General features: G+C 66.8%; 23 protein-coding genes and 1 pseudogene. 10 read left to right on the top strand and 14 right to left on the bottom strand.

The features are described 5' to 3' along the window. Positions 1–68: 68 nt before the first annotated feature. Positions 69–1124 carry a LacI family DNA-binding transcriptional regulator gene (locus CA237_RS11570; protein WP_126014147.1) on the bottom strand — a complete coding sequence of 352 codons (1056 nt, stop codon included), beginning with the start codon at positions 1122–1124 and terminating at the stop codon, positions 69–71. Positions 1125–1282: 158 nt separating this feature from the next. On the opposite strand from CA237_RS11570, the gene CA237_RS11565 reads away from it, so the two are divergent. After that, positions 1283–3691, top strand: coding sequence for a glycoside hydrolase family 3 N-terminal domain-containing protein (locus CA237_RS11565; protein ID WP_066687472.1), 2409 nt, complete (start codon positions 1283–1285; stop codon positions 3689–3691). A 586-nt stretch (positions 3692–4277) separates the two neighbouring features. Here CA237_RS11565 and CA237_RS11560 read toward each other — a convergent pair. The 5 genes from CA237_RS11560 to CA237_RS11540 form a co-directional block, all read right to left on the bottom strand. Beyond that, positions 4278–4649 carry a tetratricopeptide repeat protein gene (locus CA237_RS11560; RefSeq protein ID WP_232307826.1) on the bottom strand — a complete coding sequence of 124 codons (372 nt, stop codon included), beginning with the start codon at positions 4647–4649 and terminating at the stop codon, positions 4278–4280. Between the two features lie 150 nt (positions 4650–4799). Continuing rightward, entirely contained in the window at positions 4800–5228 is a 429-nt protein-coding gene (locus CA237_RS11555; protein ID WP_066687471.1) for a biopolymer transporter ExbD, read from the bottom strand. Positions 5229–5240: 12 nt separating this feature from the next. Continuing rightward, on the bottom strand, positions 5241–5726 hold the full coding sequence (locus tag CA237_RS11550; protein ID WP_126014145.1) for a biopolymer transporter ExbD: 486 nt from the start codon (positions 5724–5726) through the stop codon (positions 5241–5243). 76 nt (positions 5727–5802) lie between these two features. Continuing rightward, positions 5803–6597, bottom strand: coding sequence for a MotA/TolQ/ExbB proton channel family protein (locus CA237_RS11545; protein WP_066687469.1), 795 nt, complete (start codon positions 6595–6597; stop codon positions 5803–5805). An 85-nt stretch (positions 6598–6682) separates the two neighbouring features. Further along, a complete protein-coding gene (locus tag CA237_RS11540; protein WP_066687468.1) occupies positions 6683–7375 on the bottom strand; it encodes an energy transducer TonB in 693 nt (230 codons plus the stop codon). Between the two features lie 224 nt (positions 7376–7599). On the opposite strand from CA237_RS11540, the gene CA237_RS11535 reads away from it, so the two are divergent. After that, on the top strand, positions 7600–8460 hold the full coding sequence (locus tag CA237_RS11535; RefSeq protein WP_066687467.1) for a hypothetical protein: 861 nt from the start codon (positions 7600–7602) through the stop codon (positions 8458–8460). Between the two features lie 7 nt (positions 8461–8467). Here CA237_RS11535 and CA237_RS11530 read toward each other — a convergent pair whose 3' ends face one another. Together CA237_RS11530 and CA237_RS11525 are read right to left on the bottom strand one after the other, a co-directional pair. Next, positions 8468–9217 carry an SDR family oxidoreductase gene (locus tag CA237_RS11530; protein WP_066687462.1) on the bottom strand — a complete coding sequence of 250 codons (750 nt, stop codon included), beginning with the start codon at positions 9215–9217 and terminating at the stop codon, positions 8468–8470. Beyond that, positions 9214–9585, bottom strand: coding sequence for a dihydroneopterin aldolase (locus tag CA237_RS11525; RefSeq protein ID WP_066687460.1), 372 nt, complete (start codon positions 9583–9585; stop codon positions 9214–9216). Before CA237_RS11525 ends, CA237_RS11530 begins: the two co-directional genes overlap by 4 nt. Before the next feature lie 138 nt (positions 9586–9723). Between CA237_RS11525 and CA237_RS11520 the strand changes: the two genes are divergently transcribed. From CA237_RS11520 to CA237_RS11505, 4 genes are all read left to right on the top strand, one after another. Then, positions 9724–10221, top strand: coding sequence for an N-acetyltransferase (locus CA237_RS11520; protein WP_066687458.1), 498 nt, complete (start codon positions 9724–9726; stop codon positions 10219–10221). Between the two features lie 41 nt (positions 10222–10262). Further along, entirely contained in the window at positions 10263–10826 is a 564-nt protein-coding gene (locus CA237_RS11515; protein ID WP_066687456.1) for a DUF1285 domain-containing protein, read from the top strand. Continuing rightward, a complete protein-coding gene (locus CA237_RS11510; RefSeq protein WP_066687449.1) occupies positions 10823–11413 on the top strand; it encodes a CoA pyrophosphatase in 591 nt (196 codons plus the stop codon). Before CA237_RS11515 ends, CA237_RS11510 begins: the two co-directional genes overlap by 4 nt. Before the next feature lie 62 nt (positions 11414–11475). Beyond that, positions 11476–12612, top strand: coding sequence for a CCA tRNA nucleotidyltransferase (locus CA237_RS11505; RefSeq protein WP_241215481.1), 1137 nt, complete (start codon positions 11476–11478; stop codon positions 12610–12612). Here the strand turns inward: CA237_RS11505 and CA237_RS11500 are convergent. Genes CA237_RS11500 through CA237_RS11490 form a run of 3 tightly spaced genes read right to left on the bottom strand, consistent with a single transcriptional unit; the run spans position 12582 to position 17286 of the window. Then, positions 12582–14336, bottom strand: a complete 1755-nt coding sequence (locus tag CA237_RS11500; protein ID WP_126014141.1) for an EAL domain-containing protein — start codon at positions 14334–14336, stop codon at positions 12582–12584. The two genes, CA237_RS11505 and CA237_RS11500, sit on opposite strands and share 31 nt — an antisense overlap. Before the next feature lie 55 nt (positions 14337–14391). Next, positions 14392–16644, bottom strand: coding sequence for a DNA topoisomerase IV subunit A (gene parC, locus CA237_RS11495; protein ID WP_126014139.1), 2253 nt, complete (start codon positions 16642–16644; stop codon positions 14392–14394). 60 nt (positions 16645–16704) lie between these two features. Next, positions 16705–17286: a TetR/AcrR family transcriptional regulator gene (locus CA237_RS11490; RefSeq protein WP_126014137.1), complete on the bottom strand. Its 582-nt coding sequence runs from the start codon at positions 17284–17286 to the stop codon at positions 16705–16707. 182 nt (positions 17287–17468) lie between these two features. Here CA237_RS11490 and CA237_RS11485 point away from each other — a divergent pair, with 182 nt between their 5' ends. From CA237_RS11485 to purC, 3 genes are all read left to right on the top strand, one after another. Further along, complete coding sequence (locus tag CA237_RS11485) at positions 17469–18290, top strand: alpha/beta hydrolase (protein WP_126014135.1); 822 nt, start codon at positions 17469–17471, stop codon at positions 18288–18290. 68 nt (positions 18291–18358) lie between these two features. After that, the gene (locus CA237_RS11480; protein WP_126014133.1) at positions 18359–19165 is read left to right on the top strand and encodes a hypothetical protein; all 807 of its coding nucleotides are present in this window, start codon (positions 18359–18361) and stop codon (positions 19163–19165) included. 94 nt (positions 19166–19259) lie between these two features. Beyond that, positions 19260–20039 (top strand): phosphoribosylaminoimidazolesuccinocarboxamide synthase, encoded by a 780-nt coding sequence (gene purC / locus CA237_RS11475; RefSeq protein WP_066687427.1) that lies wholly within the window; start codon positions 19260–19262, stop codon positions 20037–20039. A gap of 122 nt (positions 20040–20161) precedes the next feature. On the opposite strand, the gene CA237_RS11470 is transcribed toward purC, so the two are convergent. The 3 genes and pseudogenes from CA237_RS11470 to CA237_RS11460 form a co-directional block, all read right to left on the bottom strand. After that, positions 20162–21964 carry an acyl-CoA dehydrogenase C-terminal domain-containing protein gene (locus CA237_RS11470; RefSeq protein ID WP_126014131.1) on the bottom strand — a complete coding sequence of 601 codons (1803 nt, stop codon included), beginning with the start codon at positions 21962–21964 and terminating at the stop codon, positions 20162–20164. Between the two features lie 4 nt (positions 21965–21968). Then, entirely contained in the window at positions 21969–22412 is a 444-nt protein-coding gene (locus CA237_RS11465) for a MerR family DNA-binding transcriptional regulator (protein ID WP_084401208.1), read from the bottom strand. Positions 22413–22444: 32 nt separating this feature from the next. Next, a pseudogene (locus tag CA237_RS11460) lies at positions 22445–22753 on the bottom strand (histidine kinase); the annotation flags it as partial. Between the two features lie 38 nt (positions 22754–22791). Between CA237_RS11460 and CA237_RS19890 the strand changes: the two are divergent. Then, a partial coding sequence (locus CA237_RS19890; RefSeq protein WP_206432975.1) for a hypothetical protein occupies positions 22792–22971 on the top strand: 180 nt, incomplete at its 3' end.

Here is a 22971-nt window from a genome sequence, read left to right as displayed (position 1 = left end):
GCGACTTTCACAAAAGTCTCAAGTCTGGGGTGGCAACAGGACCGGGTTGACCGGCCCAGCCTACGCCATCATTCCGGCACCGGCCCGCACGACTCCCGCACGACCAGTTCATGCTCCAACACCCGGTCCTCGTCCTCGCCGACATCGTTGCCCGCCCGCCGTTCGCGCACCTGGGTCAGCAGCATCTCGACCGCCGCCTCCGCCATCGCCGCGATCGGCTGGCGGATGGTGGTGATCTCGGGCCAAGTGGTGGTGGCGAGCGAGGTGTCGTCGAACCCGACGATGCTGACATCCTGCGGCACGTGCAGCCCGCGGCGATGCGCGACGCTGATCGCCGCCGCCGCCATGTCGTCGTTGCTGGCGAAGATCGCGGTCGGTCGATCCTCCCGGTCGATCAGTCCTTCGGCCGCATCGATGCCCGACCGATAGGTGAACAGCCCCTGTTCGACCGGCATGTCCGCGACCTGCAGACCGGCGCCCTCGATCGCCGCGACGAACCCCCGCCACCGCTCCGCACTCGCGCCGTTGTTCGGATTGCCGCGCACGAAACCGATCCGGCGATGGCCCAGACCCAGAAGATGCCCGGTCATCGCCTTGGCCGCCGCGAAATCATCGATGCGAACCGACGAGCGGCCTGGTTGCGCCATGCCGACCGCGACCGCGACCGAAGGCGTGCCCGCCGCGTCCAGTTCGTCCTGCACCAGCGGGGCATCCGACAGCGGCGGCGGCAGGATCACGCCCTGCACCGGCGTCGACGCGAACCGCCGCGCGCCTTCCGCCTGTGCTTCCGGACCGTCGCCATCGCACGGCTCCAGCACCAGATGGCAGCCGACCTTGCGCGCACCTTCCAGCGCGCCGATCAGGAAATGCGACAGATAGGCCATCGACGGGTTGGCATAGAGCAAACCGATCTGCGCCGCCTCCCCCGCCGCCAGGCTGCGCGCCGCGCTGTTCGGCGAATAGTTGAGCTGCTCGATCGCCGCCAGCACCGCCTCGCGGGTCGACTGGCGGACATTGGCGCCGCCGTTCACGACTCGCGACACCGTCATCGCCGATACGCCGGCGGTGCGCGCGACATCCTGGATCGTGACGCTGCCCCCGCTGCGGCGACTGGGTTTATCCATGAAAATGGTTGGCTCCTTCGGATCACTGATTATGGCGCAGCCGGGCCGATTGCAAATCGCGACGATCGGTTGACGCATCGCCGGCGGCCCGATAGCTGATAGCGCTACCAAATACGGTGACGGCTGCGCCGGACGCCGAATGTCATGGGAGAGAGATCGTGACCCTAGCGTCGAAGCCCGTCCGCCTTGCGCTCGCCTGCCTGCTCGCGACCGCCGCCACCGGCACCGTCATCGCGCAGAACCGCCCGACACGCACCGCCGCTGCCGAAAAGATGCTCTACAAGGACGCGTCGCAGCCGGTCGCGGCCCGCGTCGAGGATCTGCTGCGCCGCATGACGCTGGAGGAAAAGGTCGCCCAGATGATCGGCATCTGGGAAAAGAAGGGCGATATTCAGGACGCAAAGGGTAATTTTTCTGCTGCCAAGGCGTCGCGTGCCTTCCCCAACGGCCTCGGCCAGATCACCCGTCCGTCGGACAAGCGCGGCGTCACCGCCAGCAACAACGCCGCCGGTGTCGCGGAGGACGCGGTGAACCGCACCGCGCAGGAAACCGCCGACTACATCAACGCGGCGCAGCGCTGGGCGGTCGAGAACACCCGGCTCGGCATCCCGATGATCATGCATGAGGAAGCGCTGCACGGCTATGTCGCGCGTGGCGCTACCAGCTTCCCGCAGTCGATCGCGCTCGCTTCGTCATGGGACCCGGCGCTGGTCGAACGCGTGTTCGGCGTGGCGGCGCGTGAAATGCGCGCACGAGGCGCCAATCTCGCCCTCGCCCCCGTGGTCGACGTCGCGCGCGATCCGCGCTGGGGCCGGATCGAGGAAACCTATGGCGAAGACCCGCATCTGGTCGGCGAAATGGGCCTCGCCGCGATTCGCGGGTTCCAGGGCACGACGCTGCCGTTGAAAGCCGACAAGGTCATGGTGACGCTCAAGCACATGACCGGTCATGGCCAGCCCGAAAACGGCACCAATGTCGGCCCGGCCAACATCTCCGAACGGACGCTGCGCGAAAATTTCTTCCCGCCGTTCCAGCGTGCAGTGACCGAATTGCCGGTGCAGGCGGTGATGGCATCCTATAACGAAATCGACGGCATCCCCAGCCACGCCAACAAATGGCTGCTCGACGACGTGCTGCGCCGCGAATGGGGCTATAAGGGGTCGGTGGTCAGCGACTATTTCGCGATCAAGGAACTGAACACCCGGCACAAGCTGTACGGCACCGACATGGCCGCCGCCGGCCGCCGCGCGCTCGACGCCGGGGTCGACATGGAGCTGCCCGATGCCGAGGGTTGGTCGACGCTGGCTGCAATGGTCAAGTCGGGCCAGGTGCCGGTGTCGCAGGTCGACAACGCGGTCCGCCGCATCCTGACCATGAAGTTTCAGATGGGGTTGTTCGAAAACCCCTATGCCGACGCCCGCACCGCGGAGGCAAAGACGGCGACGCCCGACGCGATCGCGCTGGCCCGCGAAGCAGCCGTGCGGTCGATGGTGCTGCTCAAGAACCAGAACAACCTGCTGCCGCTCGATCCGGCCAAGGTCGGCCGGATGCTGGTCGTCGGCACCCACGCCCGCGACACCCCGATCGGCGGCTATTCGGACGTGCCCAAGCATGTCGTGAGCGTGCTGGAAGGCATGCAGCAGGCCGCGCAGGGCCGCTTCTCGGTCGACTATGCCGAGGGCGTGCGCCTGACCCGCAGCCGCCAATGGGCCGCCGACAAGGTCGAACTGGTCCCGGCGTCCGAGAATGCGCCGCTGATCGAGGAGGCGGTGCGCAAGGCGGCGTCGGCCGACACGATCCTGCTGGTGCTCGGCCAGAACGAACAATTGAGCCGCGAAGCCTGGGCCGACCAGCATCTCGGTGACCGGCAGAAACTCGACCTGATCGGCGAACAGAATGAACTCGCCCGCCGCCTGTTCGCGACCGGCAAGCCGGTGCTGGTCGTGCTGTTGAACGGCGGCCCGCTCGCCGCGACCTATCTCGACGCGACCGCGCCCGCGATCCTCGAGGGCTGGTATCTCGGGCAGGAAACCGGCCACGCCGTCGCCGATGTCGTGCTCGGCCGTGCCAATCCGGGCGGCAAGCTGCCGGTGACGGTGCCGCGCAGCGAGGGGCAGCTGCCGATCTTCTACAACCACAAGCCGACCTCGCGGCGCGGCTATCTGTTCGACACCACCGCGCCGCTCTATCCGTTCGGATACGGCCTGTCCTACACCAGCTTCACCGTCGGCGCGCCGAAGCTCGCCAAGACGACGATCGGCCGCGACGAAACGGTCCGGGTGTCGGTCGACGTCGCTAATACGGGCCGCCGCGCGGGGGACGAGGTCGTCCAGCTCTATGTCCGCGACGACGAAGCGACGGTAACGCGCCCCGTGCTCGAACTGAAGCACTTCCAGCGCGTAACCCTGCAACCGGGCGAACGCCGGACGGTCACCTTCGACCTGAAGCCGAACGACCTCGCCTTCTGGAACGTCGACATGAAACATGTTGTCGAACCCGGTACCTTCACCATCAGCACCGGCAACAGCTCGACTCAATTGAAGACTGCCACGTTGACCGTCCGGTAACTCCCGCCGAACATGCGAAAGGTGCCGGCAGGTCGCTTGTCGACCTTCCGGCAACTGGAAGCGTTGCGCTCATCTTCGGCGCTGCCGGACGATCGATCAAATAACGCCAGGTGCTTACTCAGCAGAGCCGACCTTAGGATGACGGTCCGGCGTTGCTGCTCGCAGACGGCGACCCGGCGTCAATCGTCTCGCAGCCCGACGTGATACCGAAGGTTCACAATGCGACAGCAGTCGCGCCGACGGTATTGAGGCTGCTCTTAGCCTGACGATCAGCGTGCAGTCCGACTTGGGACTGTATTCCCGTAGCGAGGGTCGCAAAGATCGCTCGTGCGGTCCCCGCAGTTGCGGGTTTCCCTTTCGCAATCTTTCTATCTGCGACGACCACTGCGCGCGCAGAGGCTCGGGACTCAAACGATAGGGTCAGGCCGCATTCGAAGATTTGCTACTTGCGAGATCGCATAGGTTCGCAGGAAAGTAGCTTGTCGTCTGGGCAGATGATCGAGCAATCCGACGAAGCCGGTCTGGGTTGGCCGTGCAGGTTCGACCGATCCGGCTGCCACGATCGGCATGCCGGATCGGTTCGACATCAGCGCGAAGTAATCTGCATCGTGCCCGGCTGATCGAGCAGCCGCAGGCCGCGGCGGGCGACGTCGTGGGCGCTCGCTACCTGCGACGAGGGCATCACCAGCGACGCGTCCTTGGCATTCAGGACGCGCAGATAGAGTTCGCGCGCCTCGGTGGGGCGCTGCGTCATCGCATAGACCGCTGCCAGATTGAGGAGGACTTCCGGTTCCCGGCTACCGGCGCGGGTTTCGCGCTCGAGCGTGCGTTCGGCGGTGGTGAGGTTGCCGGCGGTGATGGCGGCGTGCGCGTATTCAACTTGCTGGGCGTTCGCGCTGGTGGCGATCCCCATCACCGCCAGCGCCGAGCCAAGCAGTGCGGCAGTTCCGATTCGCATGATACCATCTCCTGTTTGTTACATCGTGATGACATCAATGTTTCACTTTGAAGACGGTTGCGCAAGCGATGCCGCGTGCCGCAGGCACAAAAAAAGGGCGGCCCGAAGGCCGCCCCTGATCCGCCGTTCGACCGGCCGAGCCATCAGCGATCAGAAATCGCCGCGATACTGCTCGTTGCCGACGAAGCCGAGCTTCGTCACGTTGGCGCGCTTGATGATCGCCAGCACGCCGTCGACCACTTCGTACCGCGCGGTTGCGTCGGGCTGGAAGTGCAGTTCGGGCTGCGGGCTCATCGCCACGGTCTGATCAAGATACTGGGTCAGCGTGACCTCATCGACCGGCGAACCGTTCCAGAAGGTCTGGCCCTGCGCGTTGATCGTGATCTTGTTCTTCTGCGGGTCGATATTGTTCTGCGGCCGGTTGTCCGGCTGCGGAAGGTCGACCTTCACCGCGTGGCTCTGGATCGGGATGGTGATGATGAACATGATCAGGAGCACGAGCAGCACGTCGATCAACGGCGTCGTGTTCATGTCCATCATCGGTTCGTCGTCGCTGCGACCGCCACCACTCATTGCCATGTCAGGCTACTCCTATTGACGCGTACGCGGCGTGGTGTTCGGGTCCGGTTCGGAAATGAACCCGACCTTGGTGAACCCGGCCGACTGCATCGTGTAGATGGTGCCGCCGATGCAGCGATACGGCGTATTCACGTCGCCCCGGATGTGCACTTCGGGCAGTTCGAGGTTCGGGTTGCCGACGCCACCCTGACGGGCCACTTCGTCTTCCAGCTTCTTGACCGCACGAGTGCGCAGTTCGTCCGCCGTGACCCGGGTCAGGCCCCAGTACACCGCGCACTGGCCATCGAGGCCCTGCACCGACAACGAGACGTTCTCCGGCTTGGTCGTCGTCGGTTCGAACACGACCTTCGGGACCTTGAGGCCGCTCACCTGCTGGACCACGACCGGAACCGCGATCAGGAAGATGATCAGCAGCACGAGCATGACGTCCACGAGCGGCGTGGTATTGATGTCCGAGAGGGGGGCTTCATCGCCGCCGCCGCCAACACTCATCGCCATGAGGCTATCCTATCCACTTCTACTCAATCGAACCGCCGGGACCGGTCACGGCCCCGGCGGCATCAGCACCGTGCGATCAGACGCGCGGAGCGGTCGGCACGCCACCGGCCTGGCCGGCGGTGGTGCTGCCGACTGCCGGCTTGGCGGTCGGAGCCGGGCCACGGGCGGCGACGGTCGGACGGACCGCACCGTTCGAGGCGAGGTAGCCGAGCACGTCGTTCGAGAAGGCCGACAGGTCTTCCGCGATCGACTTGTTACGGCGCTGCAGCCAGTTGTAGGCGAGCACGGCGGGAACCGCGACGACCAGACCGATGGCGGTCATGATGAGCGCTTCACCGACCGGACCGGCGACGTCGCCGATGGCGGCCTGACCGGCGGCACCGATCTTCACGAGCGCGCGGTAGATGCCGACCACGGTACCGAACAGACCGACGAACGGCGAGGTCGCGCCGACGGTCGCGAGGAAGGCGAGGCCGCCGTTGAGCTTCGAGTTGATCGAGGCTTCCGAGCGAGCGAGCGAGCCGTGCAGCCAGTCATGCGCTTCGACCGGATCGGTCAGCTTGCCATGCTGTTCCTGCGCGGCGAGGCCGTCGTCGACGATCTGGCGATAGGCCGAGTTCTTGTCGAGCTTCGCGGCGCCTTCACGCAGCGAGTTCGACTGCCAGAAGGTGGCGCGGACGCGCTTCGCCTGGTTCATGATCTTCTGCTGTTCGAACAGCTTGGTGAAGAGAATGTAGAACGAGCCGACCGACATGATGACCAGGATACCCAGCGTGCCGAACGCGATCGCGCCGCCCTGCTGAAGCGCTTCCCAGAAGCCGAAGTTCGGAGCTCCGGCAGGTGCGCCGGCAGCAAGGATGGGGGTGAGCATCGGATAGTTTCCTTAGAGCTGATATGTTCTTGAAGAATATTGCCCCGGACCGTCCCGTGACCCGAAGGTCGCGGGACACCCGGTCTTACCGATCGGCCGGCAGCTGCCAGCGGACGCGACGCGACGAACTCGAACGGATCGGGTTGCCCGACTGGTCGAGCGCCGGGCTGTACCGGCCGCGACGGGTGATCGCCGAGCAGGCGGCGCGATCGAGCGCGGCCGAACCGGACGACGACGTCACGCGGCAGTTTTCGACACGACCCTGCGTGTTGATGTCCCAAGCGATCGCCGTCACACCTTCGTCGCCGCTGTTGAGCGCGCTGGGCGGATAGTCGTCGTTGGTGATCCACTGCGCGGGATCGCCCTTCGCACCTGCGGCCTTGCTGACCACGGGCGCGGGCGGCGCCGGCGGCGCAACCGGAGCCGGCGGCGCAGGCGGACCGGCCGTCGGGATCGGCGCGTAGGTCGGCGGCGGCGTCGTCACCGACTGGATCACCACCGGCGGCGGTGCCTGCGTACGGACGATCGGCGGCGGCGTCACGACCGGCGGCGGCGACTGCGGCTGCGGCTGTTCAGGCGGCGGCGGGGGAGGAGGAATCTCCTCGGGCGGGGGTGGCGGCTCCTCGACGTCGAACGTCTCGGTATCCTCAGTCACCTTCTTCACATATTTGTAGGCAAGGCCGGAGATGAACGCGTACCCGATCACGACGTGGAGGATACCCACGATGATCAGCGCGACGATCCGGCCACTACCTGCTTTTTGGTCAGCGTAAGCCATTCAGCAACCAAACTCCTCTAGCCCGGTACATTGGGTCGGTCCGTCCGGCGGAAACCGGCACGCAACGACCGTCGTGTCCGGGGCTACGCGGCATTCCGGACCGCGATTGTCTATCGCGGCCTTACAAACGACGCAAACGCTTTGTCGGACGAAACATTCGTACAATCGCGCCATTACCGAAATAAGTCTGTAACCACGGTTTTCCGCGGGTTAAGAGCAGTTGCATGAAACGCATCCCGCTCTGCACCGCAGCATTTTCCGCATTTCTGGTCGCATGTTCGCCGGTGTCGGCACGCCAGGGCCCACCCGTTCCTGTTAACGTTATCGGCGAATCGGCGGCCATTCCCTATGCCCGGGTCGCGCGGCTGGCATTGGAAAGCGATATCGTGCTGGATGCCACGATTCGCTCGGTCGCGCGGATCGCGCCGGCGGAAGCGCCCGGCCTGGCGCCCGGCCATGTCCGTTTCTACGTCACCGCCGATGTCGGTGCGCTGATTCGCGCCAACGGCCCCCTGCCCGCCCGTGTCGGCTATCTGGTCGACGTCCCGTTCGACCCGCGCGGCCGTGCGCCCAACCTGAAGCGGCAGCGCATCATCGCCTTTGCCCGCGCAGTGGCCGGGCGTCCCGATCAGGTACAGTTGGTGACGCCAGACGCACAATTTACCTGGGCACCGGCGCTCGACCAGCGGGTGCGCGACGTCGTGCGCGAGGTGATCGCGCCGGATGCACCGCCCGCGATCACCGGGATCGGCAATGCGTTCCACGTACCGGGCACGCTGCCGGGCGAAGGCGAGACGCAGATCTTCCTGCAAACGACCACCGGAGCACCGGTGTCGCTGCTGATCCTGCGCCGTCCGGGCGAGCAGAAGCGCTGGGCGCTGTCGCTGGGCGACATCATCGACGAGGCCGGCGGCGCGCCGAAGCCCGATACGCTGGCCTGGTATCGGCTGAGCTGCGGCTTGCCCGATGCGCTGCCCGACACCAGCCTGCAGTCGCAGGATGCGGACAATGCCGCGATCGCGCGCGAGGATTATGCGTTCGTGCGCGAATCGCTGGGCCGGTGCGACGACGGACGCACCGGCTGACCTCGCCTCAGCGGGCGAGGTGCACGAAGTCGCGTTCGAACCAGACCAGCCCGGCGCCGCCATCGACGAACAGCGTCTGTCCGGTCGACGCCTCCGCACGGGCGAGGAACAGCACCGCATCGGCGACCTGATCGATATCGGGTAGCCGGCCGAGCGGCATCAGCGCCGCCAGCCGATCGACCTGTTCCGGGCTATAGTCGTCGGTCGCCAGGGTCAGCCCGGGGGCGACGCCGTTGACCCGCACCGCCGGCGCCAGCGCCAGCGCCAGCGTTCGCGTCGCTTCACCCAGCGCCTGTTTCGACACGGTATAGGCCAGCTGATCGCGGTGCGGATGGGCGATGCGCTGGTCGAGGATGTTGACCACCACGCATCCACCCTGTTCCGCCAGCTTGGTCGCCAGCACGAACGGCGCAGCGGCATTGACCGCGAAATGCGACGTCAGCGATTCCGGCGTCGGATGGCTCGCATCGTCGGCACGAAAGCATGACGCATTGTTGACCAGCAGGTCGACCCGCCGCCCGAACCGCGCCGCGACCGCCGGGATCAGCCCCTGCGTCGCGTCCCCATCGGCCAGATCGGCGGCGAAGCAATGATGCGTCGCACCGGCGGCCGCAATGGTCGCGGTGACCTCCGCCTCCGGCTCGCCGGCATGCGACGCGTGGAGCGCCACGTCATAACCCGCCTGCGCCAGCCGCCCGGCGATATGCCCGCCCAGCCGCCGGAAGCTGCCGGTAATCAGCGCCAGCGGGCGGCTCACCGCCGGTGCCGGACCATGGTGACGCCGATCGATTCGCCCGCTTCGGCAATGGCCAGCTTGACGATACGGATCTTTACCCGCTGCACGCGCGGGTCGGACATGAACAGCGTATCGACGATATGGTCCGCGACCCCTTCGATCAGGGTGAAATGGACGCCGGGCGGCAGCGAGCTGGTTGCCGCTTCCTTCAGGTCCATATAGCTTTTCGAGGCGGACAGCGGCGTGTCGGGCGTGAAGCGCTCCGGACAGTCGAGATCGACCGTCATCGAAATGCGCAACGGTTGCGGCAGATGGGTTTCCTCGGAGTAAATGCCCGTCAGGACATTCACTTCGATGTCGTGGACTTCCAGTTGAAGCGAATCGTGCAAACGGCACCTGTCATCGAAAGGGAATATCCGCGCGATAGCAGAAGCCGGCGGGCGCGTAAGCCGTTCGCCAATCTTCGCTTGTGCGACGCCGACGGGGCGGTACAGGCGCGTTTTCATACCCGATCGACTGGACCGAATTTGCCCGACCTGCTGCCCCTTGCCTCCGTCCCCGCCGCCGATGTCGAAGCGTTGCTCGATGCCGCCTTCGGACCCGACCGGCATGGACGCACCGCCTATCGGGTGCGCGAAGGGCTGTCGCCGATCGGCCATCTGAGCTTTGCGAAGGTGGAGGACGGGCGGCTGGTCGGTGCGATCCAGTGCTGGCCGGTGCAGCTGGAGGGGGATGACGGCGACGTATTGCCGCTGACCATGGTCGGCCCGGTGGCGGTGGCGCCCGATCGGCAGGGCACCGGGATCGGTCATGACCTGATGCAGCGGGCAATCGCGGCGGCGGGCGACGATGCGCCGCTGATGCTGGTCGGCGATGCACCTTATTATGCGCGCTTCGGGTTTACGGTGGAGCGGACCGGCGGATGGCGTATGCCCGGGCCGTATGATCCGGCGCGGGTGCTGGCGCGGGGCGACGTGCCGCTGCGAAACGGCATGCTCGCGCCGCGCCTGTCGCTCGTCGCCTGACCCCTTGTCGCGGGCGCCCCGAGCGAGCTAACGGATTTCCCATGCCCATGCAGCCCCCCGCCGATTTCGCTTCGCTGTCGCTTGCTGAGGTGGCGCGCCTTGCCGCCGAGGCGAAGCTGCCGCCGGTCGATCGCTGGAACCCGACGCATTGCGGCGACAGCGAGATGCGGATCGCCGCCGATGGCAGCTGGTTCCATCAGGGCAGCCCGATCGCCCGGGCGGAGATGGTGCGGCTGTTCGCGACGATCCTGCGGCGCGAACCCGACGGCTCCCATGTCCTGGTGACGCCGGTCGAAAAACTGTCGATCACGGTCGACGACGCACCGTTCGTCGCGGTCGAGGCGAAGCTGTCGGGCGAAGGCGATCAGGGCCGCATCGCGTTTCGCCTGAACACCGACGAGGTCGCGGTCGCCGATGCCGAGCATCCGATCCGGATCGAGGGGACGGCGGACGCGCCCCGGCCCTATCTGCGGGTTCGCGGCGGGATGGATGCGCTGATCGCGCGGACCGTATTCTACGAGCTGGTCGAGCAGCTGGTCGAGGGGCCGGACGGGCGGCGCGGGCTGTGGAGCGAGGGCGCGTTCTTTCCGTTCGAACCGGCATGACGCTGGCGGAGCGGCTGCGGGCGCGGCTCGCGGCGCCCGCCGGACCGCTGCTGGTGGGGGACCTGAACGGCGAGGCGCCGATGCCCGAGGGCGGATGGCGCGCGGCGGCGGTGCTGGTCGCGGTGACCGATTCCCCGGAACCCGGCGTGCTGCTGACGCAGCGGACCGGCGATTTGCGCACCCATGCCGGTCAGGTCGCCTTTCCCGGCGGCAGTATCGATCCGGCTGACGCGGGACCGGTCGACGCGGCGCTGCGCGAGGCGGCCGAGGAGATCGCGCTGCCGATCGGCACGGCGGAGGTGGTCGCGACGCTCGATCGCTATCATACGGTGACCGGGTTCGAGGTGACGCCGGTGTTGGCGACCGTGCCGGCCGACCTGCCGCTCGTCGCCAACCCGCGCGAGGTGGACGCGATCTTCGAAGTCCCGCTCGCCTTTCTGCTCGACGCCGCCAATCACGGGCGGGGCAGCCGGTGGCATGACGGGCGCGAGCGGCATTATTACGAACTGATCTTCGGCGAACGGCGCATCTGGGGTGCGACGGCGGCGATGATCGTCAACCTGGCGCAAAGACTGACATGGCCGTGAACGAACCCACCACCCTGCCCCCCGCCGACTGGACGCAGCGGCCCGGCCTCGACCGGCTGGCCATGGCGCTCGGTGCCGAGGAGGGCGCGGCGCGCTATGTCGGTGGCGCGGTGCGCGACACGCTGCTGGGCCTTGCGGTCGCCGACATCGACGTCGCGACGATCCATCCGCCGCAGGAAGTCGTCCGCCGGCTGCAGGCCGCCGGAATCAAGGCGGTGCCCACGGGAATCGTGCATGGCACGATCACCGCGGTCGCCGACGGCACGGTCGTCGAGGTGACGACGCTGCGCCGCGACGTGAGCACCGACGGCCGGCATGCCGAGGTCGCCTTCACCGACGACTGGCAGGCCGATGCCGCCCGCCGCGATTTCACGATGAACGCGCTCTACGCGGACATGGGCGATCATCGGCTGCACGATTATTTCGGCGGGATCGCCGACCTGCGCGCCGGGCGCGTCCGCTTCATCGGCGATCCATTGCGCCGTATCGCCGAGGATCATCTGCGCATCCTGCGCTTCTTCCGCTTCCTCGCGCGGTTCGGCGATACGCCCGATGCCGAGGGATTGGCGGCCTGCGTCGCGCGGGCCAACGACCTGATGGCGCTGTCGCGGGAGCGGATCGCCGACGAACTGCTCAAGCTCCTGGTCGCGCGCGATGCGGTCGGCGTGCTGCGGCTGATGGTCGATAACGCGATCTGGCAACCGGTGCTGCCCGAACTCGACGGTGCCGCGGTCGACCGTCTGGCCGCACTGGTCGCGGCGGAAGCGGCGGCGGGCCTCGCACCCGACCCGATCCGTCGCCTCGCCGCGCTGCTCGATACCGGCAATGCGGAAGGGGTCACCGCCCGGCTGAAACTGTCCAATGCCCAGCGCAAGCGCGTCGCCGTTGCGCTGGGCGACGCGGCGGAACACCCGTTGGCGCTGGGCTATCGCCTGGGGGTCGAGAGCGCCGTCGACCGCCTGCTGCTGACCGGTGATCCGGCGGCGGCGGCGAAGGTCGCCCGCTGGACGCGGCCGAGCCTGCCGCTGACCGGCGGGGCGCTGGTCGAACGCGGCCTGGCGCGCGGCCCCGACGTTGCGCGGGCGCTGCGGCAGGTCGAGGATCGCTGGATCGCCGAGGGTTTCCCCGACGCCGAGCGGACCGCGGCCATCGCCGATGCCGTGGTCGATCAGGCGTTGCGGGCGAGCAGCAACGCGTAAGCCGCGTCCGCATCGATCGGCCGCGAATAGAAATAGCCCTGCCCGAAGGCGCAGCCGAGCGCGACCAGCGTGTGTTCCAGCTCCTGCGTCTCGATCCCCTCCGCCGTCGTTCGCAGGCCCAGCGCCTGCGCAAGGCTGAGGATCGCACGCACGATCGCCACCTTGTCGCGATCGGCGAGCATGCCGGTGATGAAGCTGCGGTCGATCTTCAGCTTGTCGATCGGCAGCTTCTGCAGATAGGCGAGGTTGGAGTAGCCGGTGCCGAAATCGTCCATCGCGATCTGCGCGCCCATTTCCTTCAGCGCCAGCATGGTCCGCAGCGTCCGGTCGGGATCGACGACGAACGCACTTTCGGTCAGTTCGATGGTGAAGCGGTGGCCGGGCAACTGGTGCTGTGCCAGCACCTCGGCGAACATCGCCTCGACATTGTCGCGCTGCAGCTGCACCGCCGACAGGTTGACCGCCATCCGCGCACCGCAATCGCCGCCGGCCATCCGGTCCCAGTCGGACAGCGTGCGCGCCGCCTCGTCCATCGCCCAGCGGCCGAGCGGGACGATCAGGCCCGATTCCTCGGCGACCGGGATGAAATCGACCGGCGAGATGTTTTCGCCCTCCGCCGTCCGCCAGCGGGCCAGCGCTTCGAAACTGCTGATCCGGCCGTTGGACAGGTCGCAGATCGGCTGGAATGCGAGGTGGAGCTGGCGCGCCTCCAGCGCATGCCGCAGCTGGGTCTCGATCGAAAACTGGCTGCGCACGATGTCGAACAGGTGCGGGCGATAGACCTCGGTCTGGCCGGTCCGTTTCGATCGCTTGACCGCGAACTGTGCGTGGCGGATCACGTCCTCCGCCTCGGCATCGCTATCCTCGGCCAACGCGATGCCGATCGAGCATTCGACCCGAATGGTGAAGTCGGACAGCTGGAACGGCTGGATCAACGCCTGTTGCAGCCGGGTCGCGGCGTGCAGCGCGTCGTCGGCGCCATCGCGCAGACCCAGCAGCACGGCGAACTCGTCCCCGCCGGTCCGCGCCAGCACGTCGGAACTGCGCAGTACGCCCTTGAACCGGCGCGCCACGGAGATCAGCAATTCGTCGCCCGACAGCGATCCCATACAGGCATTGACCCGGCTGAACCGGTCAAGGTTGATCGCCAGCACCGCATAGCGCGCCCGGTCGCCCGTCGCGACGCGTTCCTCGACCAGATCGCCGAAGCCGGTGCGGTTCGGCAGGCCGGTCAGCGAATCGGTGTTCATTTCGCGACGCAGGCTGGTTTCGGTGCGCTGTTCCGGGGTCTGGTCGACCAGCGACATGATACAGCGCGGCGTACCGGCCGATTCCTCCCGCCGGGCGAGCGTCACGTCATAATGGCGGCTATCGACCGCATCACCGAGCCGCAGCGCCATCCGCCGCCGGGTATCGCCCGACAGCAGGAACACGAGAATCTGGTCGCCGATTTCGTTCAGCAGCGCGGCCCGCCCTTCACGCGCCGCAAAGCCGGCCGCGCGAAAGGCGATATTCACCGTATCGAACACGACCGCGCCCGATACGACCGACGCGATCGCCGTCGGCACCGGCAACAGGTCGAGAATGGCTTCGCGCGGATCGAGCGCGGGCGTCGCGTCCAACTGGCAGGCGGACAGGTCGGCGAACGGAATCCGCGCGCCCTGCTCCGGGATCGGGAACGCCTGCGACCTGAACGCGGAAAATATCTGCCTGCCGAACGCCATTGCTACCGCTATGGCCGACGGAGGTTAAAAGCTTCTGAAACCGAATACGGTTCGATCAAAAACGATTGTCGCGGGGAAATCCGTTGGGCGGCATCCGTCCGGCGGCACCGCGCGCGGCGCGCCATGGCGACAGGTCGCTTTCGGTCCGCATCCGCCCGGTCTCGCCGCCCATCGTCCAGTGCAGCCCGTCGGCAAAGCGCAGCGTGCGTGCATCGGACAGTCCGCCATCGCGGAAGCGTTGCAGCTGCACCCCCTGCCCACGCGCCATTTCCGCCAGTTCGGTCAGCGGGAACAGCACCAGCTTGCGGTTGTCGCCGATCGACGCGACATAATCGTCCTCCGCCGCGATCGGCCGGACGACCTTCAGCTTCGCGCCCGGACGCGGCGACATGACCTGCTTGCCCTTGCGCGTCTCGGCCAGCACATCGGCCACCCGGACCGCGAAGCCGCGCCCGTCGGTCGCCGCCAGCAACAGCCGGTCGGACGCCGCCGCCCGCGACAGTCCGACGATCCGCGCATCGCCATCGAGGTCGATCATCGCGCGCACCGGTTCGCCGAAGCCGCGCCCGCCCGGCAGCTTGTCCGCGCCCAGCGTGTAGAAGCGTCCGCCATCGGTCGCCAGTAACAGCTTGTCGGTGGTATGCGCATGGAAGGCGAAGGCCGGCCCGTCGCCTTCCTTGAACCGCGCGGTATCGGCCGAGGCCAGGTCGACATGGCCGCGCAGCGCGCGCACCCAGCCACGCTGCGACAGGATGACGGTCAGCGGCTCGCGCTCGATCATCGCCTCGGCCGGAATTTCGCGCGCCGGGGCGGCTTCCTCGACCGTCGTTCGGCGCTTGCCCAGCGGCGTTTCATGGCCGTAGCGGTCGCGCATCCTAGTCAGATCGCGCTTCATCCGGGTGCGCTGCCGCGCATCGCTCGACAGCAGCAGGGTCAGTTCAGCCTGCTCCTTTTCCAGCTTCGCCCGCTCGCCGCGGATTTCCATTTCCTCCAGCTTGCGCAGGGAGCGCAGCCGCATGTTGAGGATCGCCTCCGCCTGCCGGTCGGTCAGGCTGAACTCGGCGATCAGCACCGGCTTGGGTTCGTCCTCGGTCCGGATGATCGCGATCACCCGGTCGAGGTTGAGATAGGCGGCAAGATAGCCGTCGAGCAGCTCGATCCGGTCGGCGATCTTCGCCAGCCGGTGTTCGCTCCGCCGGCGCAGCACGACGAACTGGTGATCGACCCACGCCTTCAACGCCTCGCGCAGCGGCATCACGCGCGGGGTGCGGTCCTTGTCCAGAACGTTGAGGTTGAGCGGCACCCGCGATTCGAGATCGGTCAGGCGGAACAGCCCGTCCATCAGCACCTGCGGATCGACGGTCCGGCTGCGCGGTTCGAGCACGATGCGGATCTCGGCATCCGATTCGTCGCGGACATCGGTCAGGATCGGCAGCTTCTTGTCGTTGATCAGCGCCGCGATCTGTTCGATCAGCTTGCCCTTCTGCACGCCGTAGGGAATTTCGGTGATGACGATCTGCCAGCCGCCACCCTTTTCCCGCTCGATCTCGTGCCGGGCGCGCACCCGGAAGCCACCGCGTCCGGTGGCATAGGATTCACGGATCGCTGCGGGCGAATCGACCACGATGCCGCCGGTCGGAAAATCCGGCCCCCGGACATGCGCCAGCACCGCCGCGTCGTCCGCCTCGGGCTGGTCGACCAGCACGATCGCGGCGTCGAACAATTCGGCGGCGTTGTGCGGCGGCACGCTGGTCGCCATGCCGACCGCGATCCCGCTGGCACCATTGGCCAGCAGGTTGGGGAACATGCCGGGGAACAGCTCCGGCTCCTGCTCCTCGCCATTATAGGTGGGGCGGAAATCGGTCGCGTCCTCGTCCAGGCCCGCCATCAGGTCGATCGCGACCTGTGTCAGCCGTGCCTCGGTATACCGGTACGCAGCGGCATTATCGCCGTCGATATTGCCGAAATTGCCCTGCCCGTCGACCAGCGGGTAGCGCAGCGCGAAATCCTGCGCGAGGCGGACCATCGCGTCATAGACCGACTGGTCGCCATGCGGGTGGTATTTGCCGATCACGTCGCCCACGACGCGCGCGCATTTCTTGTACCCCGATGCAGGGTCGAGCTTCAGCAGCCGCATCGCCCATAGCAGGCGGCGGTGCACCGGCTTCAACCCGTCGCGGACGTCGGGCAGCGACCGGGCGGTGATCGTCGACAGCGCATAGACGAGATATCGTTCGGACAGGGCGCTGTCGAACGGTGCGTCGAACACGCCGATCGGCGTCGCGGGGTCGGTCAGATCACTTGCCATCGCGGATGCGATAGCAGGGGAATGCGACCCCTGCGAGGGGCGAAATGGAACGAACCGGGATCAGGCGGCCTGTCGGCCCGGAGCGTCCTGCGCCTGCGGCAGCTTTCCGTCGCACAATGCCCAGACATCGGCGACGATCGAGCGCCACTCGTCGCTGTCCATCTCGACGAGGCCGAACAGGCGCATCAGGAACGCCCCTTCCATCGCCAGAAAGGCGAGCCGCAGCCAGCGCCCCTCGTCGGTCGACACGTCGATCGCATCCAATCGATTGCGATACCAGCGCCGCACCTGCACCATGTGCTGTGGCGAATTGAGCAGCGAGACGAGCAGCGTCGGCGCCCCCCGCCGCGACCGGTCGTCATAGTTCGAACCATAGGCAATATGTGCCCGGATCCGTGACACTTCATCGTCCGGCACCGCACCCAGTTCGATCATGTGTTCGGCATATTCTTCCTGCCAGCGTTCGAACATCGCCGCGATTAGCGATTCCTTGCTGCGAAAGCTGTACTGTACCCCGCCATTGGTGATGCCCATGCGTTCGGCAACGGCGGCGATGGTCAGGCCGGCCGGCCCCTTTTCCATCGTTACCGCCTCGGCGGCGTCCAACAGCTTGTCCCGCTCGATCGTACGAATTCTACCCACGCAACGCCCCCTGCGGCTATCTCCCCGGATAGCAAAGTCTTTCCCCAACCGCTTCTTACCCAACCAGCCGGATACGCACAAATTTATTATACGATGTTGTCGACAGCATTGTTGTTTTCTGTCGGCTGTTGCAGATTTTCTTCATGTCCCAATCCGTTACGCCGGACCTTCCGTGGGTTCCGATGACCTGGCCTGACCTGACCGGGCGCCCCCGATCCGAACCGGATCATGTTTTCCGCTACGGCGGCGACAGTTTGCAGGTGGTCGATCTGTGGCTGCCGAAGGGCACGACAAAGGGCCGCTGGCCGACGATCCTGATGGTTCATGGTGGATGCTGGCAGAGCGCGATCGCCGACCGGCGGCTGATGGACTGGGCCGCAAGCGACCTGCGCGACCGGGGCTTTGCGGTGTGGAACATCGACTATCGCGGAGTCGACCGCGACGGGGGCGGCTATCCGGGCACCTTCCGCGACGTCGCCGCAGCGGCCGACCTGCTGCGCGACCACGCCGATGCCTGTCACCTCGACCTCTCGCGGGTCGTCGCGGTCGGACATTCGGCGGGCGGTCATCTTGCCCTGTGGCTTGCCGCCCGCCACCGCCTGCCGGTCGGGAGCGTGCTGGCGGACGGCGACCCGCTGCCGATCGCCCATGTCGTCAGCCTGGGTGGCCTGCCCGATCTGGCCGCGGTCGAATCGAGCCCCGACAATGGTTGCGGCACGGAGGTCATTGCCCGGCTGGTCGGCGACCGGCCCGATCGCTTCGCCGACACGTCGGTGCCGTGCCTGCTGCCGATCGGCGTGCCGGTCGACCTTCTCAACGGACGCGACGACCGGATCGTGCCGGCACGGATGGCGCCGGCCTTTGCCACTATGGCGCAGGAGAAGGGTGACGAGGTCGCCGTCCACGAGGTCGCCAATACGGGCCATGTCGAGCTGATCTCCCCCGGAACGCCGGCCTGGGAGGCGGCGATCAACGTCGTCCGACACGCTGCATCTCCCGGCTGACAACTGGAAATTTGACACATTGCCATGATTGCGCCACATTTTGGCCTCAATTGAGGCAAAGGTGGTTCATGCGATATCGCGCTTCCTTATTCGCCCTGCTGGTCGTTGCCGGTTGCAGCCAGGCGCCCGGCGACCCGTCCGAACAGGCCGCCCCCGGCGTCGACGTCACCGCCGCACCCGGTGTCGCCTTCAGCTATCGCTACGGCTTCCGCCTGCCCGCCGCACGGATCGCCGCCGTGCAGGAGGCGCATGCCGCCGCCTGCGAACGGCTCGGCATCGCGCGCTGCCGGATCACCGCGATGCGCTATACCCGCAGCGAGGATAACGAGATTTCCGCGATGCTCGGCTTCTCGCTTGCCCCGGAACTTGCCCGCAGCTTCGGGCGCGACGGTATTCGCGGGGTCGAAGGTGCCGAGGGCATGCTGCTCGATTCCGAGATCACCGGCGAAGACGCCGGCGCGAAGATCGACCAGCTGGCACAGACGCGCGATGCCGCAACCGCCGACCGCTCGGCGATCGACGCCCGCAGCGGCACTACCAGTCGCGAAGCCCGCGCCGAACTGGAACGACAACGCGCCGCCGCCGTCGGATCGGAACGGGAGGCTGGCGCCGCCATCGCCGAACAGCGGGCCGCGCTCGCCGCAACGCCGGTGGTGTTCGACTATCGATCGGGCGAGGCGATCCGCAGCTTCGATCCGGCATCGCCCTTCACCCGCGCCGCCGACCTGTCGGTCGCCTCGGCGCGCTGGACCATCGGCACCGCACTTGCCTTGATCGGCCTTACCCTGCCGCCCTTGGCGCTGGCGTTGCTCGGATTGCTGCTGTGGCGCCGCGTCCGGCCGCTGCTGCCGAAGCGGGTCCCCCTCGCGGGCTGATTGCGCGAGCGGCCCCCTTCGGCTATGCGGCGGCTTTCCGCAGGGGGCCGGACATAATCGCTCTGGCCCATGCCGTTTCGTTGAAGGGAATCGCATGGCTCGCCGCCGCCAGATCTACGAAGGCAAGGCAAAGATCCTTTATGAGGGTCCGGAACCGGGTACGCTGATCCAGTATTTCAAGGACGACGCCACCGCCTTCAACGCCCAGAAAAAGGGCACGATCAACGGCAAGGGCGTGCTGAACAACCGGATTTCCGAGCATGTCTTCACGCTGCTCGGCAATATCGGCGTGCCGACCCACTTCATCCGGCGCCTGAACATGCGCGAGCAGCTGATCCGGCAGGTCGAGATCGTGCCGATCGAGGTCGTGGTACGCAATGTCGCGGCCGGTTCGATCAGCAAGCGGCTGGGTATCGAGGAGGGCCAGCAGCTTCCGCGCACGATCATCGAATATTATTACAAGGACGACGCACTCGGCGATCCGATGGTGTCGGACGAACATATCCTGTGCTTCGGCTGGGCGGCGCAGGACGAACTGCACGAGATGGCCGACATGGCGATCCGGGTGAACGATTTCCTGTCGGGCCTGTTCGCCGGGATCGGCATCCGCCTGGTCGACTTCAAGCTCGAATTCGGTCGCATTTGGGACAATGATTTCAGCCGGATCATTTTGGCCGACGAAATCAGCCCCGATGGCTGCCGGTTGTGGGACATGACCACTAACGAAAAGCTCGACAAGGATCGCTTCCGTCGTGACCTCGGTGGTGAGGTCGAGGCGTATCAGGAAGTCGCGCGGCGGCTTGGTCTGTTGCCGGAAGGCGCGGATTCGGCGGTGCTCGACCTTGAGACACATCGCAAGAAGCGCGAGAAGTAAGGCTACAACGCCTGCAACATGACGTACCCCCGCGCAGGCGGGGGTCCAGAGCCCGACACGCCAACGTGCCGGTTGCGACCTTGGACCCCCGCCTGCGCGGGGGTACATGTTTGTGAAACCCCTTACCCCCGCGCGAACAGCGCCGGGTCGAGCGCCATCACCGCATCGGCCCCGCCTTCGATCTTCCGCCGCAGCGCGCCGGTGTCCGGAATGATCCGCTCGGCATAGAAGCGCGCGGTCACCCGCTTGGCCTCGATGAACGCCGGATCGCCCTCGCCCGCCGCGGCCAGCGCTTCCGCCGCCGTCAGCATCCGCAGCCACATCAGGCCCGTCGCGACGATGCCCATGATGTGCATGTAGGAATGCGCGCCCGCCCCGACATGGTTCGGGTTCTGCATGCCATTGCCCATGAACCACATCGTCGCCGCCTGCAGGTCCTTGAGTCCGCGCTCCAGACGCTCGGCGAAGTCGCGCGTCGCGTCGGCACCCTTGGCGGTCGCGATCTCTTCCGCGACGATACGGAAGAAATGCTGGATCGCGCGCCCGCCATTCTGCGCCAGCTTGCGCCCGACCAGGTCCATCGCCTGCACGCCGTTGGTGCCTTCATAGATCATCGCGATCCGGGCATCGCGGACATACTGCTCCATGCCCCATTCGGCAATGTAGCCATGGCCGCCATAGACCTGTTGCGCGTTGGTCGCGACGTCATAGCCCTTGTCGGTGCCATAGCCCTTGATGACCGGGGTCAGCAGCCCGACCAGATCGTCGGCCAGCTCACGCGCCGCCGCGTCCTCGCTCATATGCGCGAGGTCGACCTGCAACGCGCCCCACAGGCACAGCGCGCGCAGCCCCTCGGTGAGCGCCTTCCCCTCCATCAGCATCCGGCGGACATCGGGATGGACGAACAGCGTATCGGCCTTCTCGCCCGGCTCGTTCGGGCCGGTCAGCGCCCGCCCCTGCCGCCGGTCGCCGGCATAGATCACCGCGTTCTGGTACGCGGTTTCCGCCACGCCCAGCCCCTGCAACCCGACACCCAGCCGCGCGGCGTTCATCATGATGAACATGGCGGCAAGGCCCTTCATCTCCTCGCCGACCAGCCAGCCCTTCGCCCCGTCATAGTTCATGACGCAGGTCGAATTGGCGTGGATGCCCATCTTGTGTTCGATCGAACCGCAGCTGACCGGATTGCGATCACCCAGCGACCCGTCCTCGTTCACCAGGAACTTGGGCACCACGAACAGCGAAATCCCCTTCGAGCTTTCCGGCGCGCCCGGCGTCTTGGCTAGGACGAGGTGGATGATGTTGTCGGTCAGGTCATGCTCGCCCGACGAGATGAAGATCTTGGTGCCGGTGATCGCCCACGACCCGTCGTCGTTCGGCACTGCGCGCGTCTTGATAAGGCCCAGATCGGTGCCGCATTGCGGCTCGGTCAGGTTCATGGTGCCGCCCCATTCGCCCGACACCATCTTGGGCACGTACATCGCCTGCTGTTCGGGGCTGCCCTTCACCAGCAGCGCGGCAATCGCGCCATGGGTCAGCCCCGGATACATGGCAAAGGCCATGTTGGCCGAAATCAGATATTCCTCGAACGCGGTCGCCACGACATGCGGCATCGCCTGCCCGCCGAACTGCTCCGGTGCCGACAGCGTGCCCCAGCCCGATTCGACGAAACGGCGATAGGCATCCTTGAACCCCTCAGGCGTCGTCACGCTGCCATCGGCATGACGGGTACAGCCCTGCTGGTCACCCGATGCGTTGAGCGGGAACAGCACTTCGGCAACGAAGCGCCCCCCCTCTTCCAGCACCGCCTCCACGGTATCGGGCGTGGCATTGGCGAAGCCCGGCAGCGCGGCATGGTCGCCGATCTTCAGGACATGGTCGAGGATGAAGCGCGTGTCGCGGACCGGCGGGGTGTAGCTGGGCATGGGGTCAATCCTTCTCCGGGGATGCGCCCTCTGACGGGGCGGCCTGCAAGGGGAGCGCTTCGATCGTGGTCACGAAGTCGCTGAGTTCGGCGATGGCAGCATCGATATCGCGCCGCTGGTTTTCGAGCAGGGCGATCCGGTCGCGGCATTTCTGGACCGTCACCTGTCGCTGCACGACGCGGCCGTCGCCGATATCGTACAGGTCGATCATCTCGCGAATTTCGGCGAGGCTGAACCCGACCCGCTTGCCGCGAAGGATCCAGGCGAGACGCACGCGGTCGCGCTGCGAATAGATGCGCGCCAGACCACGTCGTTCCGGCGCGATCAGCCCCTCATCCTCATAGAAGCGCAGCGCCCGCGCCGTCACGCCGAACTCGTTGCACAGGTCGGTGATCGAGAAACGGTCGGCCTCGGTCGATTCGATGGTCTGGGCAGGAGATGCTTCCATGCCCATAAACCTAGTTTACGTTGACGTGAACGTCAACCTTCGTCTGCAGGTGGAGGCGCGGGCGGGCAGTCGGCCCGCCGCGCAGGCTTGCGCTTCACCGCCGTCGTCGCGAATTCGGCCGCATCCAGCGTTCCGTCGCGCCCCTTGTCGGCGGTTGCGAACTTGGTCGTCGTCTTGGCGGCCCATTCGTCGAAGCTCAGCCGCCCGTCGCCATTGGTGTCGAGCTTCGCATAGGCCTTGCGCCGCGACGCCAGATATTCGTCGCGGGTGATGCGGCCGTCGCGATCCTTGTCATACCGGTCGAAACGCTTCTGCTCGCGCGTGCGCTGCGTCGCTGCCGGTGGATCATCGGCAAGCGGGGTATCGATGCCGGCGGTGGATGCCGTCACCTTTGGCGGCGGCGGCCGAGCGACTCGGGCCGAGATGGGCGTTGTTCGCCCTGGCGCGGCACCAGAGCTATGCGGCGACCGCTGCGAGGGCGGCTCGGCTGGCGGGTGCGGCGCTGGCCGGATCGCTGCGCGGTCACCGCCCAGCACCCTGGTCGCAGCCGCGAACAGGG

It is taken from the genome of Sphingomonas sp. ABOLH (assembly GCF_003951715.1).
Taxonomy (GTDB): Bacteria; Pseudomonadota; Alphaproteobacteria; order Sphingomonadales; family Sphingomonadaceae; genus Sphingomonas; species Sphingomonas hankookensis_A.
This window is presented reverse-complemented; position numbering and strand designations above follow the sequence as displayed.

Coding starts and splice junctions, on each gene's coding strand:
- CA237_RS11545 (WP_066687469.1), bottom strand. CDS start 6,597: ATGCTCACCCCCATCCTTGCTGCCGGCGCACCTGCCGGAGCTCCGAAC.
- CA237_RS11555 (WP_066687471.1), bottom strand. CDS start 5,228: ATGGCAATGAGTGGTGGCGGTCGCAGCGACGACGAACCGATGATGGAC.
- CA237_RS11500 (WP_126014141.1), bottom strand. CDS start 14,336: ATGGCGTTCGGCAGGCAGATATTTTCCGCGTTCAGGTCGCAGGCGTTC.
- CA237_RS11540 (WP_066687468.1), bottom strand. CDS start 7,375: ATGGCTTACGCTGACCAAAAAGCAGGTAGTGGCCGGATCGTCGCGCTG.
- CA237_RS11470 (WP_126014131.1), bottom strand. CDS start 21,964: ATGCCCAGCTACACCCCGCCGGTCCGCGACACGCGCTTCATCCTCGAC.
- CA237_RS11550 (WP_126014145.1), bottom strand. CDS start 5,726: ATGGCGATGAGTGTTGGCGGCGGCGGCGATGAAGCCCCCCTCTCGGAC.
- CA237_RS11465 (WP_084401208.1), bottom strand. CDS start 22,412: ATGGAAGCATCTCCTGCCCAGACCATCGAATCGACCGAGGCCGACCGT.
- CA237_RS11485 (WP_126014135.1), top strand. CDS start 17,469: ATGACCTGGCCTGACCTGACCGGGCGCCCCCGATCCGAACCGGATCAT.
- parC (WP_126014139.1), bottom strand. CDS start 16,644: ATGGCAAGTGATCTGACCGACCCCGCGACGCCGATCGGCGTGTTCGAC.
- CA237_RS11510 (WP_066687449.1), top strand. CDS start 10,823: ATGACGCTGGCGGAGCGGCTGCGGGCGCGGCTCGCGGCGCCCGCCGGA.
- CA237_RS11570 (WP_126014147.1), bottom strand. CDS start 1,124: ATGGATAAACCCAGTCGCCGCAGCGGGGGCAGCGTCACGATCCAGGAT.
- purC (WP_066687427.1), top strand. CDS start 19,260: ATGGCTCGCCGCCGCCAGATCTACGAAGGCAAGGCAAAGATCCTTTAT.
- CA237_RS11560 (WP_232307826.1), bottom strand. CDS start 4,649: ATGCGAATCGGAACTGCCGCACTGCTTGGCTCGGCGCTGGCGGTGATG.
- CA237_RS11480 (WP_126014133.1), top strand. CDS start 18,359: ATGCGATATCGCGCTTCCTTATTCGCCCTGCTGGTCGTTGCCGGTTGC.
- CA237_RS11515 (WP_066687456.1), top strand. CDS start 10,263: ATGCCCATGCAGCCCCCCGCCGATTTCGCTTCGCTGTCGCTTGCTGAG.
- CA237_RS11535 (WP_066687467.1), top strand. CDS start 7,600: ATGAAACGCATCCCGCTCTGCACCGCAGCATTTTCCGCATTTCTGGTC.
- CA237_RS11505 (WP_241215481.1), top strand. CDS start 11,476: ATGGCGCTCGGTGCCGAGGAGGGCGCGGCGCGCTATGTCGGTGGCGCG.